The organism is Paenibacillus sp. FSL F4-0122, assembly GCF_038002845.1.
GTDB classification, from domain to species: Bacteria; Bacillota; Bacilli; order Paenibacillales; family Paenibacillaceae; genus Paenibacillus_AQ; species Paenibacillus_AQ odorifer.
The window spans coordinates 3,228,368-3,246,069 of the sequence record NZ_JBBODI010000001.1 but is presented as its reverse complement, the minus strand read 5'-3'; the positions used below and the strand labels follow the sequence as shown (position 1 = coordinate 3,246,069).

The window sequence follows — 17,702 nt, the reverse complement described above, 5'->3', positions numbered from 1 at the left end:
GTGAAAGCATCCTCTAAAGTATATCAAAATCCGGCAGACATTATCTACTAAAAAGCGCGTGCCGCAAAATATCTCCCGAATGGTCTGGATTATGATCCCCACATATCATTGCTCAAAAAAATAGATGTATTTCCTACAGTTACTTGAAGTATTAGCATTTTCATTAGCCTTTAGTTGCATTTGATGCAATTAAAATTAAGTTGTGCACGCTTTTCCGCCTTATCCGGTGATTATAGTTGCAGAAAATACATCTAAAAGACTAATCATAACGAGATAAGCGATTTTAATTGTACAAAGTGCAGTTATTAGAAAAGTGCCCAGATCCCCCAAACACCGTCTGAAGTCCAATCTTTTAGATCTTAGCATTACAAAAAATCTCCCTGCATCCTCTGCAGGGAGATAGCATTAACTCAAGGTTTAGTTATTCTTCAGCCAAACCACATTATCTTCATCTTGGCCGTTTACAGGCCACCAATGGAAACCTTCTTTAGCAAGCAGTTCATCTGCTTCCACTGGACCCCAAGAGCCAGCAGGATAAGAAGATAAGTCGCTAGACTCTTCGCTCCATGCTTTTGCAATACGATCCACGAACGACCATGCCGAGGATACCTCATCCCAACGAGTGAAATAAGTTGAATCTCCGCGTGCCGCATCATGTAGCAAGCGCTCATATGCTTCCGGAGAATTGATTCCAACCAGGCAGCTCTGACAGAAGTCCATAGCCAGCGGTTGAATCTCAGACTCGGAACCCGGTTTCTTGGCATTAATCTTTACGTAAATGCCTTCCATTGGGTTCACACGGATTACAAGGAGGTTAGGCTCAAGTTTATGCTTTTGTCCCAAATAAACGTTGGTTGGCATACCTTTGAACTCAACTACCACTTCCGTCGTCTTCACCGGGAGACGTTTACCTGTACGGATGTAGAAAGGAACTCCAGCCCAGCGGAAGTTATCTACAAATACACGGGCAGCAAAATACGTCTCTGTATTCGACTCAGGATCAACCTTATCTTCCTGACGGTAAGCAGGAAGGGTTTTGCCTTGGTGTAAGCCTTGAATATATTGTGCTCTTACGACATTCTCACGCACCTCATCAGATGTCGCATAAGGACGAAGGGAACGAAGTACCTTCACTTTCTCATCACGAATATCTTCTGCGAGCAGACGGCTTGGTGGTTCCATAGCAATCATAGTCAGCAGTTGCAGTATATGATTCTGGCCCATGTCCCGTAAGGCTCCCGCATGGTCATAGTAACCACCGCGTTCTTCTACACCTACGGTTTCGCCAAGTGTAATTTGAATATTGGCAATATGTTTATTATTCCAGAGCGGTTCGAAAAAAGCATTAGCAAAACGAATCACTTCGATATTCTGTACCATTTCTTTACCAAGATAGTGGTCAATCCGGTAAATTTCCTCTTCTTTGAAGACCTGACGAATCTGTTCGTTCAGCTGTTCAGCCGACTCCAGATTATAACCAAAAGGCTTCTCAATTACGAGGCGATTCCAACCCGTACTATCCAGCATCCCGCCAGCTTTAAGATTGAAGGAGACACTGCCGAACAATTCAGGCGCCAGCGCAAGATAGAACATCCGATTGCCCGGAATACTGAATTTCTCTTCAAGAACTTCAGTTTGTGCTCTTAGCTCGCGGAAACCATCAATATTGTTAATGTCCAGAGATTTGTATTCGAAATGCTGAACAAACTCATTCCATTCGCTTTCTTCTCCCGCTTTGTAACGGCAGAATTCAAGGATGGATTCCTTCACATCACTTCTAAATTCTTCCTGAGTACGCGGGCGCCGCGCCACGCCAATTACCGCAAAATCTTGTGCCAGCTTACCTTCACGGTACAAGCTGTAAATCGCCGGGAAAAGCTTACGCCGGGCTAAGTCTCCGGTTGCCCCAAAGATAAAAAAGACAGCACCGGGTGTGTGCAGTGCATCAAGGGTTTGATTTTCAGCCATGGCTCCTCATCTTTCTGTATGTAATATAGTTTATTGACATGCTCAGCGTCGGTACTAACATAAGGTGAATAACGACGTTATGTCATTTTAGCATATTCCTAAAAAGGATGCTATCACATTCCTGACAAATACTCTCGGGATTTCGCAAATTTCAATTAATATTTCTTATTATTAACTATATCTGCGCTTATATAAGAGAAAATTGTCAATATTCGATGGTTATTAAAGGAAAGCCTATAGTTACGCGGTTTGTCCCCTTCTGATCTTCATGATGCACTGCGATTTGGGCAGAAACTGACTGATTTCCACTCATCACAGAACGATTCAAATTAGGAATCGAATACGTACGGCTAACCGTTGAGATATCCTTGTAGCTTTCTCCTCCGGTCACAGCTTCAAACCGGTCATGCATCAATGACTCCGTCTGTGCTAGAACTTTTTCAGGTGCTCCCTGTTCTTGCGCGCTTCCTTGAAGGGATACATTCCATTCCACCTTAATTTTATTCTGTTCAAGAATCATACTTACTTCACGAGCAGCCGCTTGAAAGCTGGCTTCATTTTGCAGATCAGCCGCTTCTAACGTTACAATCACATAACTGTTGCCTTCGCTAAGCTCACTCCAAAATAAGGAGAGCCGCGATTCATATGGTTTTACAGCTTCTGTACGATACGTCATATGTCCATCTTCCTCAGTACCTGACGGTACATTCAATCCGAGACTTGTGCTTAGCTTAGCAACTTCGGCAGACAGATCCGCGTAATTGCTGCTTTCTCCCTGCCACTTTAACACTAAACGCAGCGGTGAATCAGAAACGGTTGTTTCTTTTCCGAGATCAATTAAACTCACAAGAGCATGATTCAGTTCGGCTCCTGTTGAAGCTTGGTTATCGCCCTCATCAAGAACGGGTGAATTCGCTTTAACACTTTGCAGATTAACTAGCAGAGTCGCAGCGCAGCACACGATTATCATTATAAAAAAAGTCCCTTTTTTTGTTCCGTTGTTCAGCTTCATCTTCCGCATATGTCATTCTCCCTTCGAACCTCTCTAGCAATCTACTAGACAGTATGTTCGAATTAGGAGATTCTATACCTGAAATATCCCCACCAAGTGAGGGTTTATACTTCGATGCGTATTCAAGTACTTTGCGGGAGCCCCAAAACACACTTTCTTGTACAATAAAAAGGACTGAAGCAGAGGCTTCAGTCCTTTATTGTTATTCAGCTAGTCCATTTTTATATGCATAAATTGCTGCTTGGGTCCGGTCTTCCACGCCCAGCTTCGCGAGAATATTCGTCACATGAAATTTCACAGTTTTGATTCCAATAATTAGTTGATCGGCAATATCCTGATTGGATTTACCTTGCGCCAACAGACGTAATACTTCCATCTCGCGCTCCGTAAGCTCTTTATAAGCAGGTGATTCTCCTTTTGCATTGTTTCTAAAACGGTTCATCATTTTAGAGGCCACCTGTGACTCAAGCACGGACTGTCCTCTTGCCGCAGCGCGGATCGCATCCGCCACTTCACTAGCCCGCGAAGTCTTCAGCAGGTAACTAAAGGCGCCCGCTTCAATAACAGGATACATCTTTTCATCGTCCAAATAGCTTGTAAGAACAATAACTTTGATCTCTGGGTACTGCTTCATCAGCTGTTTAGTCGTTTCTATGCCATCCATCCCATCCATTACGAGATCCATTAAGACCACATCGGGATTGTACTCCTGAGCCAGCCGAATGCCTTCTTCTCCACTTCCAGCTTCACCTACGACCTCAATTCCATCCTCGGTACCTAAAACAGCTGCTAGTCCGATCCGTACCATTTCATGATCATCTACGAGTAGTACTTTAATTGCTTCCTCCATCTCCATGGTTACTCTTTCCTCCTATTATTCATTGACTAACGGAACGGTAATCTCAATACGCATCCCTTTACCCGGAGCGGTAATGAACTGAATGGAGCCTCCGATTTCATTAATCCGCTCCTGCATGTTCGACAAACCATAGGAAGCTTGTTTGGTGTCGTCCATCTCAAAGCCGATCCCATCATCACGCAACGTCAAGCGAACTGTATCTCCCCGTCTATGCAGCCGGATTTCCATTTTTTCTGCCTTCGCATGACGAAGTGTATTAGAAATCGCCTCTTGGACGATACGGAACAAGTGATTCTCTACCCCTTTTAACAGCTGCACATCAGGGTCCATTTCAAATACAATTTCGATTGGAACCTTGATCTTAAGCTCCTTGATCAATTCCTGCAGACCTTGTTCGAGGCCCTTTCCTTCCAAATAAACAGGTCTCAAATGCAGCAGCAATGCCCTCATCTCCGATTGGGCTACGGCAGACATTTCTTCTATAAGCGCAATTTGCCGCTGGGCTTTATCGAAATCTTTCTCCAAGGTCCGGCCCACCGCCGTGGCAGTCATGGAGATTGCAAATAGCTGCTGGGAAACAGCGTCGTGCAGTTCACGCGCAAGCCGCTGGCGTTCCTCCATAATAGCAGATACCCGCGCCTGCTCCGCAAGCTTCGCGTTATTCGTGGACAACCGCTGCAGCGTCGTCACTTGATTCTCCCATTTGCCGCTAATCCGGCCAAGCTGTTCTCCAAGCCTTCCCAGCTCATCATCACCTAGATCCGGCATGGACAGCGTCAAATTTCCCTTTTCCCATAATACGAGGGTCTGCCTAAGACGTTCCAACTGCCGCTTCACACGAAAGCTCTGATAAAAGCCATAACCAATCCCAAAGCCCATAGGCAGAAGAATTAGAGTGACGGCTGTCCGCACGCCAAATTTCCAGCTTTCAAAAGGCTTCAAATAGCCATATGTATACATGACATACATTATCACAAGCAGCATGACCAAAGAGAACAGAGCCCCCTCACCCATGCTGCGTGATATCATGTTTTTGTTCTTTTTTTCCATGCGGGGGACTCTCCCTTCTCTATCAAGCTTTTCAGGATAATCGTACATCTAGATCTCCCATTAAATAAGAAACACTAAATTTCACTTTGTATTCACTGCTGTCATAATTAGCTGATTTCCAATTCAGACGGTTCAACATCCCTGTATCTCGCTGGTTGCCGAATTCAATGGACCCAAAGAGCACAAAAGCTTCAATTTCCACGCCGTAATCATCGGACAGGTTAATGTCCATATCGCCAAAAATCCCTTGAAACAGCATGACCGTTTCCTTATGATCCGCCATAGCTAATGAAAGATCCACATCGGCTTCACCCAGTACATGCCAAGAGCTAAGGCTGTGCATCACCCAAGGTGAGCGGTCCCAGTCAAATCTGGATGAAAAGTTCTGCTTCTGCATAAACCCTTCCTTGCGCTGTACTCTTTTGGATTTGGTAAAAAACATCCCAAGTGAGATTAAACAAATCCCCAGCACGAGCACCAAATGGTCCAGCAAAAGCAATACAGCACCTATCCCGAGCAGTTTATAGCCCTGCTTTACTTTGCCTGATGTCGTACGGTAGACTCCCAGCAGCAGGAACAGAAGCGCGACAATGGAGAAAAAGCCGAGCCATCTACCAAAAATCATCATGCAGCCAACAGCAATCAGTCCGATGGCAATCAAACGGTTTCGTTTATCCATTTCGCACCTCCTAAAAGTTTTGCGAAGCAAAACTCATTTTATACTATCGGTTAGATATCCGTCACTATGATGAGGAATATTATCACCGTTAAATATTATAGCTAGCCGCTATAAAAGCCATATCGGTATGGAGATCCATACCGTATGGCTTCTTCTTGTCCAGCATATCATATCCGTCCAAGTTTTAGGAACAGGATTTATTGTTCTTTTTTGTTTAGAGAAGGAGCCGCAGGTGTATCATTCAGCTTGTTTTTCAGTAGCGCCAATTGCTCATCCACTTTCAGTTGCTTCTCAACATCAACGGGTTTGCTATAAGCAGCGGATGGGCTGTAAGGTGCACGCATTACATCTGCTTCAGCCTCAAGCTGCATAATTTTCTCTTCCATCCGGTGGAATCCGAGTGATGCACTGCCACTTTCAATGGAATGTACGCTGCTGATTTGCGACATTTGTTTTTTAGCTTTAGCCATTTGAGCACGGGATACAAGCTCGTTACGTTTGTTGCGCAGCTTGTAGAACTCATCCTTCATGTCATGCAGTTGTTGCACTAATTCCTTAGCGTGTACTTCAGCTTGTGCGTGAAGATCACTGTATTCCACTTGCTTTTGGTCAAAGTAGATTTTTTCTTCCAACAGCTTGCGAGTTACTTCTTCTTGGCCATTTTTCAGTGCCAGTTCAGCTTGTGATCCACGTTGTGCAGACATTTTTGCTGCTTCTTCCACACGTTGCTTCATACGGCGTTCGTTAGCCATTTGTTTAGCAACTGTTACTTCTGCTTCGTGAATTTCAGCCTCCATATCGCGCAGATATTGGTTAAGCATTACGATTGGGTCCTCTACCTTATCCAACAAGTCATTTACCGACGCTTTTGTCATATCTTTAATTCTTTGAAATACTCCCATGATTTACAATTCCCCTTTCTCATATTTAGACAGTTTTTGTTTGAGTTCTTCTACTTCTTTTTGCAAAGCCTTCTTCTCAATATCCTTCATCATCGCATCCAAACCGGAGTCCGGTGCGGAATAAGCGTTGTTCTTCTCAAAATTAGGATTGTAATTTGACTGGCGTCCATAAGGTCCATATCCGCCAGTAGCTTGTGGTCCGTGTCCATGTTCCGGTCTGCCTGAGTAGGGTCCGCCGAATGGGCCACCCGGTGCCCCAGGCCCTGGTCCAAATGGATTATAATGCGTCGGTTCCTTAGGAATGACCATTGCTGCAATGAAGTATACCGGAATCACCGCACCACCTGTAAACGGAATGCTGACCAGTAATAGAATCCGGAATAACGTGGAATCAATACCGAGTGTCTCAGATAATCCACCTGCAAGACCCGTCATCACTTTATCTCTTGTTGAACGATACAATCGACTCATAGCGCTACTCCTTTCCACCATTGTTCAGTTTCTCCTTTAGGCGAGCCATTTCTCTTTCGAGTACGGTTGCTACGGTCTCACCCGCTTGCACCGCATATTCCTGTCCCATGCGCCGCAAATCACGCAAGCTCTTTGCTTCTAATTCCCAATCCGACATCTGATCTTCCAGACGTCCGAACATTTTGGGAACATCACCACCATTGCCATAAGCACTGGCTCTTTGATTCATCCGTTGCTGCAATCGCAGCGACTCCATTCGTGCCGAATAATACTGACGTTTGCTGTACACCGTTTGATACTCTATTTTCAGCTCATTCAGCTGTGCTTCAAGTTCAAACAAGGATTGCTTGCTCTGTTCTAGCAGCCCGCTATATTGCTCCAGTTTTTCCTCGTGAATGATCTTTTCTTGTAAAGCCAGCTTCGCGAGATGATCCTCGCCTGCTTTCAGTGCCAACAACGCCTGCTCTTCACGTTTGTTTCTCATGGCAGTTGCTTGGTTCACTTGCTGCTGCAATTGCTTCGTGTGGGAAGCATATTGCTGGTACAGCCTTTCAGCTTCACTGATTTCCTCACGGGTTGAATGTAGAAATTGATCAATTAGTTTCACGGGATCTTGGCTTTGCTCCAGACGTTCGTTTAGATTAGCTACAGTAATATCCCTCATGCGACGAAAAACACTCATGATCTCCTGCTCCCTCCCTGCTTCTTGTTTAAGTACATTGCTTCTTAATAAGTACCATTATTACTTCTGCCCTTTAATGCTGATACGCCCCAGACGATCAACGCCACTCCTAGAAGTGGTCCAATGATCCAGGAAAGCTTCGCGATCAGGGACATCACACCAATGAACATCAGTACCCAACCGATAATCTTGCGTCCGCTCTTAATCCCGTAGTACCCGAGAACAACCAGCAATACCGGGAAAAGTAATCTGAACATTCCGTGGATCAGAGGAAGCGCAATGCCGAGCAGCATAACCGCACCAATCACAATCAGTACAACCGCTAATCCGTTTCCTTGTCTTCTTTGCATTTTTTCTCACCGCCTTTCGTTGTCCTTAACCTTATAGCCTTATTCTAGGGTAAATCGCAGACTTTCAAAACAGACCAACGACGGTTTTTCGTACTGGACCTTAGTCGAGGTAGCTGTACGACTACAGACCACTGTTGGGCTAGTTGTAGGTCATAACCAACCTTTTCAATATAAAAAGGGGATGCGCCCCCATCGAAAATTGAAAGGACACCACCCTACATAGGTGATGTCCTTTTGAACTTTCCTTTATGGTTTAACTATGTGGCTCTTTATCAAAAAACCTCGCTCCGTAATCTTTCAATAATAGTATTCTTAGATATGAAGCCCACTTTCAAGTGCCTACTAAATAAAAACTCGCTTTCGAATAAATCCCGAGAATGTATAATGATCAAATAAGAAACAAAGGAGAATTACTATGAACATACTGATCGTTGAGGACGACCGTAGTTTAAATAAAGGGATCGCTCTCACTCTTTCTCAAAACAATGTTGTGATCCATCAAGCCTACGATATTGCCGCGGCGGAGCATATCTTCGCAGTTAACCCTATTGATCTCATCATTCTGGACATCAATCTGCCAGACGGCAGTGGGCTGGATTATTGCGAGCAACTACGCAAGACCTCACGCGTACCCATTATTTTCCTCACCGCCAATGATATGGAGTCCGACATTATCACCGGTTTTGCATTGGGGGGCGATGACTATATCACCAAACCATTCAGCCTAATGGTGCTTCGCGCCAGAGTAATGGCAGTCCTCAGAAGAACGGAATCGCTAGGGACTGGAAAAATAATATTGGGTCCGTTAGAACTCGATTTTGAGAAACTGGAGTACAGCAAAAATAAACAATCACTCCAGCTGAGCAAAACTGAGCAAAAACTGCTGCGGCTGCTGGTGACGAATACGGGCAATATTTTGACCCGAGAACAGCTGATAGACAAGATCTGGAGCAAGGATGCCGAATTTGTGGATGAAAACGCATTGACAGTAGCCATCAAACGGCTGCGTGCTAAACTTGAGGATGACCCGGCAGCGCCTAAATATATCAAGACCATTTACGGACTTGGATACATGTGGACTGAAGGGCAAAAACCATGAAAACCAATAGCCCTCCTGCTAATTTCAAGCACATTCATAGGCTCTTTTTACTGATCATCCTTATACTAGTGGCCTGTTTTATCGGCCGTATAATGTTTCTGTACGGGTTCGACCCCACTGTGCTCCAACTGACTTCTCTATTCATCATCTGTATATTAGCGACAGGAGCCGTATGGGTCTGGTTATGGAACCGTCAGATCACAATCTATATACAGACCTTAGATACAGCGATTGAGCGGGCTATACATGACCAGCCGCCACTCACTAACTATGAAGAAACCGCTCTGTCTTCGATGGAACATAAACTAAAGCGGTATATAGGGATGGCTAAGGCGAATGAACGAAATATTCAAACAGAGAAAAACAAAATAAAAGAGCTGATCTCGGATATCTCCCATCAAACCAAGACCCCCCTCTCTAATATCATGGTATTCAGTCAGTTGCTGGAAGAGATGCCCGGACTAAATGAGAATGTCCGGCACTACATACAGCATATTAAAGCGCAGTCAGATAAGTTGGATTGGCTGATCCAGTCTCTAATCAAATTATCACGTTTGGAAACAGGAATGATCTCCCTACAGCAGATTGAGGCGAAACCGCTCATACAAACTCTGACGCAGGCTTTATCCCAGATTTATGCACAAGCGGAAAACAAACAAATTACGATCAATATTGACTGCGGGACACACATCTTAGCCTGCCACGATGTCAAATGGACAAGTGAAGCGCTATTCAACCTGCTCGAGAATGCTGTGAAGTACACGCCGCATAGCGGACAAATCTCCGTTCTTGCTGAAAGCAATGAGATGTTCACCTGTATTCACCTTACCGATACTGGGCTTGGAATCCCCAGCGAAGAAATCCCTCACATCTTTAAGCGGTTTTACCGAGGGAAGCAAGCGCGTGAATTCGAGGGGGTCGGCATCGGGTTGTTTTTGTCCAGAGAGATTATCACGGCGCAAGGCGGCCATATCAACGTCATTTCTGAAACTGGAAAAGGTACAACTTTCTCTGTTTACCTGCCCCAGCGCTGAAATAGAATGTGTCATTATGGTCAGAATTCAGACACTCTCCTGTCAGATTGATTTGCTACCCTTAAATTATGGACAAACAGATCTCATTGGAGGGGAAGAGTTATGCCGATTCTACAGACTGAAAATTTAAAAAAACACTATGGAAAGGTGGGCTCAAGCGTTAAGGCTTTGGACGGCATATCACTGTCAGTGGAAAAAGGGGAGTTTGTCGCCATTGTCGGCACTAGCGGCAGCGGCAAAAGTACCCTTCTCCATATGCTTGGCGGATTAGATCGGGCAACAGAGGGCAAGGTTTACGTGGACGGGAACGATATTTTTGCGATGAGTGATGAGAAGCTGACCATTTTTCGGCGCAGATCGGTGGGGTTTGTTTTTCAGAACTACAATTTGGTACCCATACTAAATGTGCGGGAGAATATTGTGCTGCCCATTGAACTGGACGGTGGCAAAGTTGACGAAACTTATCTTGATCTGATCATCCGCACTTTAGGCTTGCAGGAAAAGATGAATACTCTACCTTCTAATCTGTCTGGCGGACAGCAGCAACGGGTGGCAATAGCCAGAGCATTGGCGACCAAACCTTCAATCATCTTAGCAGATGAACCTACAGGTAATCTGGACAGCAAAACAAGCCAAGAAGTGCTGATTTTACTTAAACAGATGAGCGAAAAATTCAACCAAACCATTGTGATGATCACACACAATGAACAAATCGCTCAAACTGCTGACCGTATTATCCGTATTGAAGATGGCATCATTTTCACTGGACAACCCCGTAGCTCCGGAGTGAGCCAGCCATGATCAGCACGAATAACCATAAGACTATTGCTACTTTAGCCAAAAAAAGCCTCAAAGCCAACCGTGCTCGCAATTTCACTATCATCTGTGCCATCGTACTGACTACGCTTTTGATCACCACCGTGTTTACCTTGGCGCTCAGTATTAACAAATCGATGCAACGCGCACAAATGCAGACTACTGGCAGCGATTATCATGGAAGCTTCAAATATCTGAATCCTGCCGAGTTGGAGAAGCTGAAGAATCACCCATCCATCAAAGAGTATGGCGTTTTTCTTAAGGTTGGCGATATAAGCACCAGTCTGTTCAAGAATAACCGGGTAGAGGTCCTTCGAATTGACGAGAATTATGCCAAACACGGATTTATCAACTTTATAGCTGGCGGACTGCCCTCCCAAGAGAATGAAATCGTCCTAAATACTTGGGCGCTTGACTTGCTTGGAGCAAAACATGAGTTAGGCCAGACTGTGAAGCTGGATATAGACATTGGTGAAAAAGTCATAAGCCAAGACTTTAAGCTCTCCGGGTATTACGAAACCAATCAAAATTTGGCGATGTCAGGATTAGCTTTTGTATCCGAAGCATTTACACAGAAGAACATTTCCCATATTGACCCGGATATCTCTGAGGCAACGGGTTCTTATGTAAACACCGCAGGTCTAGGGGTGATGTTTAACAATTCTTATAATATTGAACAGAAGGTACAAAAGATTTTGACGGACACCGGCCTGGATGTACCTTATGGTGTCAATCCGGCTTATACAAGTGTGTCTCTCTCCGATAATCTAATGAATATCATTCCTTATGCAGTTGTCATTCTTATCACCATGCTGAGCGGCTATTTACTAATCTACAATATCTTTTTTATTTCCGTCGTGCGGGATGTCAAATTTTATGGCCTGCTAAAGACCATCGGTACCACACCCCGACAACTAAAAAAGATCATCTCCATTCAGGCCCGCTCACTTTATCTAGTCGCATTGCCTTTTGGATTGGGGTTGGGATATCTGCTAGGTCTGCTGATTCTCCCTATGACCTCCTCATTTTTAAACGGTTCTACTGATAATGTCTATTCTGCTAGCCCGTGGATATTTATTGGTGCAGCAGCATTCTCGTTTATGACCGTATGGATCGCCGCAAGTAAACCGGGCCGGATGGCTTCGCGAACCTCGCCGGTAGAGGCTGTAAAATTTGCCGGAGTCAGCAGCGGCGGAAAACGGAACGCCAAAAAATCAAAACATGGCGCAAAACTTCACAACATGGCGTTCTCCAACCTGTTCAGAAGCAAAAAGAAGCTGATCCTGATGCTCTCTTCACTCTCCTTGAGTATCATCTTGTTCAGTACCATTTTCACAGTAATTTCCTCACTGGATGTGAACAAATATCTGGCTTCCTTTATCTCCGGTGATTTTTTGGTTCAGAATGAAGTGTTAGTCAGTATTACAGGGCCTCGAGACGGTGATCCATACAAGCTTTCAGAGGATTTCGCCAACAATCTAAGTAAAATTGACGGTGTAGAAAGTGTTGATAAGGTTTACCACAGATATGTTCCATCTCCTGTCGATGATGCTGTCCGGGCTATTTTGGAGCCAATGGCAGCTGCTGATCCACATCCCTATCTTCTCTCCACTTTAGATAAGAGGGGGGTGATCTACAATAATTTATATGGATTAGATCCGGGCTGGTTTGATCTTGTGGACAAGGATATTATTGAAGGGGAGTTTAACAGGCAGAAGTTTGCTTCAGGAAAATATGCGGTCATAGCTGAGGCCATGTTTATAGAAGAAGATAGCTACCGCGCCTATTATCATCCTGGAGATACAGTCACTTTCGAGAAGTCGGGTAAATCTTATGAAGTGATGGCAGTAGTAAAAAATGATGCAGTATATGCTGCCACAACAAAATCTTTCTCTTTGTTAGGGTACAACGTCTTCCTCCCTGCTTCGGAGCTGCAGAAGGAAATGCCGCAAGGTACAGATCCAGCCAATATTGTTTCAGCCACACTACATGTCGATCCAGCTAAAATGGATTTAGTAGAACAAGCAGCCAAGGCTCTAACAGATTCGACAAATGAATTATCCTTGAAATCCAGGGAGGATTATAAAGATGAGCTCGGTGGATTCATTCGCATTTTTCAAACCGTGGGGTATGGGCTTAGCCTGGTCATTGCTCTAATCGGGGTGCTGAATTATATCAACACTGTACTCACCGGGGTAGTCTCACGCCGCAATGAATTTGCCATGCTGGAGAGTATTGGCATGACCAAAAAGCAGCTAAAACGTATGCTGATCCTTGAAGGATTATACACCGTTTTGCTAACCGTCCTCATAACCTCAACATTAGGTGTATTGCTGACCTATAACCTTTCCAAAAGCATCACGGAAAATATGGCCTTTATGGTATTTCAGATGAGTTGGCTGCCGTTTATCCTCACCGTTCCTATTTTGTTAATTCTCGCTTACACAGTGACACTGAGAGCCTATAAAACGTTATCCCAAGCATCCATAGTGGAACGGCTGAGAGAAGCCGAGTAATGTAAGACACACCTAAATAGTCCTATTACAAAAAGGGCAGCCCGGTAAATATCGCCGGGCTGCCCTTTTTTTATAGATCCATATTCAGCTTATTTAAACGCAGGCAACGCAATATCCGCGTAATTATCCTCAAGGAACTTCTTCACTTCAGGACCGCTGATCCGTTTAGCCAGCTTTTGAATGGCGTCAGAATCCTTGTTGTCTTCACGTGCCACCAAAGTAATTGTGAATTCGGAATCTTCGCCTTCCGTAATCAGCGCATCTTTCTTCGGTGTCAATCCTAGTGGGCTCGCATAAGCCGGAGTCATGGCTACTAAATCGCCATCATCAAGCATACGGGCCAGCATTAGGAGATCGACTTCTTCAAACTTGAATTTTTTTGGATTCTCAGTAATGTCTGCTTGTGTGGCTTGAATGCCTACGCCTTCTTTTAGCTTAATAAGATCAGCTGCAGCGAACATTTGCAATGAACGACCAATGTTAGATGGATCATTAGCCATTACAAGCGTAGCCCCTTCAGGAAGATCAGCTATAGTCTTGTAACGTTTGGAGTATCCGCCATAAATAGCGTCATAGACAGGCTGTACCTCTACCAGATTAGAGCCTTTGCTTTCATTATATTGCTTCATATAAGGAACGTGTTGGAAAAAGTTAGCGTCTACCTCTTTATTAGCTAAAGCCTCATTAGGCTGCACATTGTCAGAGAGAACAACGATCTCCAGATCAATGCCATCTTCCTTAAGGAGCGGCTTCACAATATCCAGAATTTCTGTCATAGGTGGGATCAGTGTAGCGATCTTTAATTTGGTTAACTCATCATTACTACCTTTTGCAGCATTATTCTCGGCTGCTTTATTAGAGCCACAACCCGCTACGACCAATACCATTAATGTAAGCACAAGTATCATTGATTTTTTCATTAGTACTACTAACCCCCAGTTTATATATTGAACTATTTTGTATTAACGCTTATCCAACAGCCTTGCGATAGTCCCCCCAGTGAACTGAACCAATTGGACCAATACAATCATCACTAGAATGGCATAGATCATCACTTCCGTCTCAAAACGCTGATAACCATAACGGATAGCGAAATCACCAACCCCTCCCCCACCAACAACTCCCATCACGGTCGAGAAGGAGATAAAACTAATTGTAGAAGTAGTAAGTCCAAGGACTAGACCCGAACGAGCTTCCACGTACAAAAATTTAAAGATCAAGCCCAGCTTCGAGGCTCCCATCGATAATGCTGCTTCAATGACCCCTTTAGGAACCTCCAGCAACGACTGCTCCACTAACCGAGCATAATAGGCAATAGCGATTATAGATAATGGAACCGCTGCTGCAATCGTCCCAATGGCGGTCCCGACCAGGAAACGAGTGACTGGAATTAGCGCAACGACCAGCAGCAGGAACGGAAACGAGCGGATAATATTAACGATACTGTTGAGCACCAGAGACAACGTTGTATTCTCATAAAGCTGCCCTTTTCGGAAAAAAAACAACAAGGTGCCCAGCGGAAGCCCCAGCAGTACTGCCGCTCCAACAGAAATACCAACCATCACAAAGGTTTCACCGATCGAATCCCACATCTGTGCCTGATATTGAAGTACACTGTCAAACATGACCTTCCCCCGCTTTACCAAGAATCTGATCGCGGTATGTCCCGGCGCTGGCTGCTGCTGGACGGAATTCACCGTCTTCACGAGAGAACGAATCTACAATGCACCCTTTTTCCATCACCGATACATGAGTACATATGCTTTTGACAACATCCATCTCATGCGTAACAATGACAACCGTTACTCCAAGACTTGAATTCACATGCTTCAGCACGTTCAAGATATCTGTAGTGGTTCCTGGGTCCAGAGAGGACGTTGGCTCGTCACATAGCAATATTCCCGGACTGTTCGCTAGCGCGCGGGCAATCGCAACACGCTGACGTTGTCCTCCGCTGAGCTGTGCCGGATATTGTTTTGCCTTATCTGCCAGTCCAACAAAATCCAGACACTCCTTCACACGTTTCATTCGTTCATGCTTTGGGACATCTGCCAGCTCCAGCGGGATCGAAACATTCCGCTCTACTGTGACGTTATAAACAAGATTAAATTGTTGAAAGATCATTCCAATCTTTTGCCTTGCTTTACGCAGTGCTTTACTAGGCATTTCGGTCAGGTTGTGGCCATCTACAGTAACCGTTCCCTGATCCGGCTGTTCCAGAAGATTCATCAGTCGCAGCAGCGTAGATTTCCCCGCACCACTCTCACCAATGATCCCGTGAATGGATCCCTGCTTTACCTCCAGCGATACCTCATCCACAGCCTGATAGATGCCTTCCTTCAGCTTGAACCCTTTACTTACCCGACTCAGCGACAGTATTAGAAGCTCCCCCTTCCTTTCCCTTATATAATGAACCTCCATGAAGTGAGACATTGTATTACAATTTTCTAAAATCTGTTTTATTAAAAATCTCCTTAAATAATAAGACATTTCTTCTGCTGTGTCATCATTTTTATTTAAATGATATACCAGGAAGTTTGATAAAAACCTAAAAACCCTTTATACCGGGCTCTTTTTACACAATTATTAACAAAATAAAAAGGGTTAGCAAAGGTAATCCTTCCCTCTTGAAATCATGATTCTCCTATTGCCCCACCACTAAACGCTCCACTGTTAATATAGCCATATTTGGTTTTTTTAAGTGTATGAAATGCAGTTAAAGCTACATTTGGTTCGTTGGAGTGTGATTTAAAGACCTGCTGTTACGCAAAAAAGGATGTCTAAGCCGGTAGCTTAAGACATCCCATAATTCATATAGTAATCCCTGAATCCCTGATCTATCGAGTCCCATACTCGCTAAATCTTTTATGCCTTTTCGCCAAGCTCTCTGCGAATCTTCAAGAACACTTGGTAGCTGCGTTCCGCACATTCCGAAATCGCTATCGGATGAAATCCGGGCAGATCCGCATATAACGTATCGTGAAGCGGTTCAATCCACGAAGCCGGCAACTTACTTGCTCCAAACTTCGCTCCCATAATTGAGCCCACAGTTGCCCCGTTACAGTCTGTATCCATTCCACCGTATACGGAAGTGACGACTGTTTTTTCAAAATCATTCCCGCCATAAACAAGCGACGCGGCTACAAGAGCAGCATTATTATTTGTATGGACCGCATCATAGTGGCTAAAAGTATCCCAAATGTTACGAACCAAGTCCCGCTCGCTTTTGGCCTTCTGCGCAATATCTATCCCCCGCAAAACATCACTGGCAAGACGACTGGTACGCGGAATCTCGCTAAGGCCAATCTCTAGGATCCGTTCATTATCCTTCTCTGCAAAAGCTGCCGATATCATCGCCGCATTAAACATCTCACCGTAGATGCCATTTTTCACATGTGAAAATGAAGCATCACGCCAGCCTAATTCTGCCGCAAGCTCAGGATAACCTGCTGCACCATAAGCCAGTCCATCTGCGCGTATAGCGGCACCAATCCACTCGCGGTAAGGGTTTAAGTGCATCCGCACTCTTTCCTGCCGCACCAGCCAATCCGCAGGCTTCTCGCCATGCAGATGAGAGGTCTCCTGCGCAAAATTCATATATGACTGTGTCTCCGCCGTGCACACCTGACTATATGTTAAATGTGTATGCCACAGCTTTCCGATATCCCAAGAATCCCAGTTCAGACCTTTCTGTTCCAGCAGCATAAGACCCAGGACAGTGTAACGAATATCGTCATCGCTTTCCATATACTTGATCGTCTCGCGGGTACTGGCATGTGTCCATTCGCTTAAGCCAAGACCATATTCAGCCTCTGCCCGTGAATGCCCAGGCGTATAGCCAGTAATTGGCCAGGCGTCCGCACCCTGAAACCATAGCTCAATATTCTCCCAGCCCGGACGGCCATCTTTCCCATAGAGATAGTCCCAATACTCCAGCGGTTTCCCGAGTGCGCAGCCGACACTTCTACCGAGCCAGGCTCCATAGAACTTATCTCTCCATTCCGCTTCGCTCCAGTCCGCCTCAAGCTTACGTGGGCCTTCTGGACGTAGTTGACGAATCTCCTCCAGAGAGGATGGCTCTTGATACGGAAAATCCTCACTGATCGTAAGCTCCATTAGCTCATTGTATACCTGCATCAGCTTGAGCTCCTCGGCACCAGCAGCCGCTAGCTTATCCGCGAACCCATCAATCTCGCAACCTTCTTCTCCACGCTGAGCAATTTCAAACTGCACGGTCTCTTGAAGTCTCTCCCATCCTGCCATA

The 17,702-nt window shown here is 44.9% G+C and carries 17 protein-coding genes; 4 read left to right on the top strand and 13 right to left on the bottom strand.

The features are described from left to right. Positions 1–417: 417 nt before the first annotated feature. The 9 genes from zwf to MHH49_RS14060 form a co-directional block, all read right to left on the bottom strand. Positions 418–1,968: a glucose-6-phosphate dehydrogenase gene (gene zwf, locus MHH49_RS14100; protein WP_036685526.1), complete on the bottom strand. Its 1,551-nt coding sequence runs from the start codon at positions 1,966–1,968 to the stop codon at positions 418–420. Between the two features lie 205 nt (positions 1,969–2,173). After that, a complete protein-coding gene (locus tag MHH49_RS14095; RefSeq protein ID WP_341138209.1) occupies positions 2,174–2,989 on the bottom strand; it encodes a YwmB family TATA-box binding protein in 816 nt (271 codons plus the stop codon). Between the two features lie 193 nt (positions 2,990–3,182). Next, complete coding sequence (locus MHH49_RS14090; RefSeq protein ID WP_036685532.1) at positions 3,183–3,836, bottom strand: response regulator; 654 nt, start codon at positions 3,834–3,836, stop codon at positions 3,183–3,185. An 18-nt stretch (positions 3,837–3,854) separates the two neighbouring features. Then, the gene (locus MHH49_RS14085; RefSeq protein ID WP_076130326.1) at positions 3,855–4,889 is read right to left on the bottom strand and encodes a sensor histidine kinase; all 1,035 of its coding nucleotides are present in this window, start codon (positions 4,887–4,889) and stop codon (positions 3,855–3,857) included. Positions 4,890–4,920: 31 nt separating this feature from the next. Continuing rightward, positions 4,921–5,568, bottom strand: a complete 648-nt coding sequence (liaF, locus tag MHH49_RS14080) for a cell wall-active antibiotics response protein LiaF (protein ID WP_036685537.1) — start codon at positions 5,566–5,568, stop codon at positions 4,921–4,923. Positions 5,569–5,765: 197 nt separating this feature from the next. After that, entirely contained in the window at positions 5,766–6,470 is a 705-nt protein-coding gene (locus tag MHH49_RS14075; protein WP_036685540.1) for a PspA/IM30 family protein, read from the bottom strand. A gap of 3 nt (positions 6,471–6,473) precedes the next feature. Further along, positions 6,474–6,941: a PspC domain-containing protein gene (locus tag MHH49_RS14070; RefSeq protein WP_076310263.1), complete on the bottom strand. Its 468-nt coding sequence runs from the start codon at positions 6,939–6,941 to the stop codon at positions 6,474–6,476. Between the two features lie 4 nt (positions 6,942–6,945). Continuing rightward, the gene (locus MHH49_RS14065; protein WP_036685541.1) at positions 6,946–7,623 is read right to left on the bottom strand and encodes a PspA/IM30 family protein; all 678 of its coding nucleotides are present in this window, start codon (positions 7,621–7,623) and stop codon (positions 6,946–6,948) included. Positions 7,624–7,667: 44 nt separating this feature from the next. Beyond that, positions 7,668–7,973 (bottom strand): LiaF transmembrane domain-containing protein, encoded by a 306-nt coding sequence (locus MHH49_RS14060; protein WP_036685544.1) that lies wholly within the window; start codon positions 7,971–7,973, stop codon positions 7,668–7,670. A 415-nt stretch (positions 7,974–8,388) separates the two neighbouring features. Here MHH49_RS14060 and MHH49_RS14055 point away from each other — a divergent pair, with 415 nt between their 5' ends. The 4 genes from MHH49_RS14055 (at position 8,389) to MHH49_RS14040 (ending at position 13,438) form a co-directional block, all read left to right on the top strand. Next, positions 8,389–9,072: a response regulator transcription factor gene (locus MHH49_RS14055; protein ID WP_339824587.1), complete on the top strand. Its 684-nt coding sequence runs from the start codon at positions 8,389–8,391 to the stop codon at positions 9,070–9,072. Next, positions 9,069–10,106, top strand: coding sequence for a sensor histidine kinase (locus MHH49_RS14050; protein ID WP_339824585.1), 1,038 nt, complete (start codon positions 9,069–9,071; stop codon positions 10,104–10,106). The genes MHH49_RS14055 and MHH49_RS14050 overlap by 4 nt, the downstream gene beginning before the upstream one ends. 102 nt (positions 10,107–10,208) lie before the next feature. Beyond that, a complete protein-coding gene (locus MHH49_RS14045) occupies positions 10,209–10,907 on the top strand; it encodes an ABC transporter ATP-binding protein (RefSeq protein WP_036685550.1) in 699 nt (232 codons plus the stop codon). Continuing rightward, positions 10,904–13,438, top strand: coding sequence for an ABC transporter permease (locus MHH49_RS14040; RefSeq protein ID WP_341138208.1), 2,535 nt, complete (start codon positions 10,904–10,906; stop codon positions 13,436–13,438). Before MHH49_RS14045 ends, MHH49_RS14040 begins: the two co-directional genes overlap by 4 nt. A gap of 89 nt (positions 13,439–13,527) precedes the next feature. Here the strand turns inward: MHH49_RS14040 and MHH49_RS14035 are convergent, their stop codons facing one another. The 4 genes from MHH49_RS14035 to MHH49_RS14020 all read right to left on the bottom strand — a co-directional run bounded on the left by MHH49_RS14035 (position 13,528) and on the right by MHH49_RS14020 (position 17,701). Then, positions 13,528–14,358, bottom strand: a complete 831-nt coding sequence (locus tag MHH49_RS14035; protein WP_036685556.1) for a MetQ/NlpA family ABC transporter substrate-binding protein — start codon at positions 14,356–14,358, stop codon at positions 13,528–13,530. Between the two features lie 42 nt (positions 14,359–14,400). Continuing rightward, complete coding sequence (locus MHH49_RS14030; protein ID WP_036685560.1) at positions 14,401–15,063, bottom strand: methionine ABC transporter permease; 663 nt, start codon at positions 15,061–15,063, stop codon at positions 14,401–14,403. Beyond that, positions 15,056–15,817 carry a methionine ABC transporter ATP-binding protein gene (locus tag MHH49_RS14025; RefSeq protein WP_341138785.1) on the bottom strand — a complete coding sequence of 254 codons (762 nt, stop codon included), beginning with the start codon at positions 15,815–15,817 and terminating at the stop codon, positions 15,056–15,058. Before MHH49_RS14025 ends, MHH49_RS14030 begins: the two co-directional genes overlap by 8 nt. 486 nt (positions 15,818–16,303) lie before the next feature. After that, entirely contained in the window at positions 16,304–17,701 is a 1,398-nt protein-coding gene (locus MHH49_RS14020; protein WP_341138207.1) for an ADP-ribosylglycohydrolase family protein, read from the bottom strand. Position 17,702: the final 1 nt, after the last annotated feature.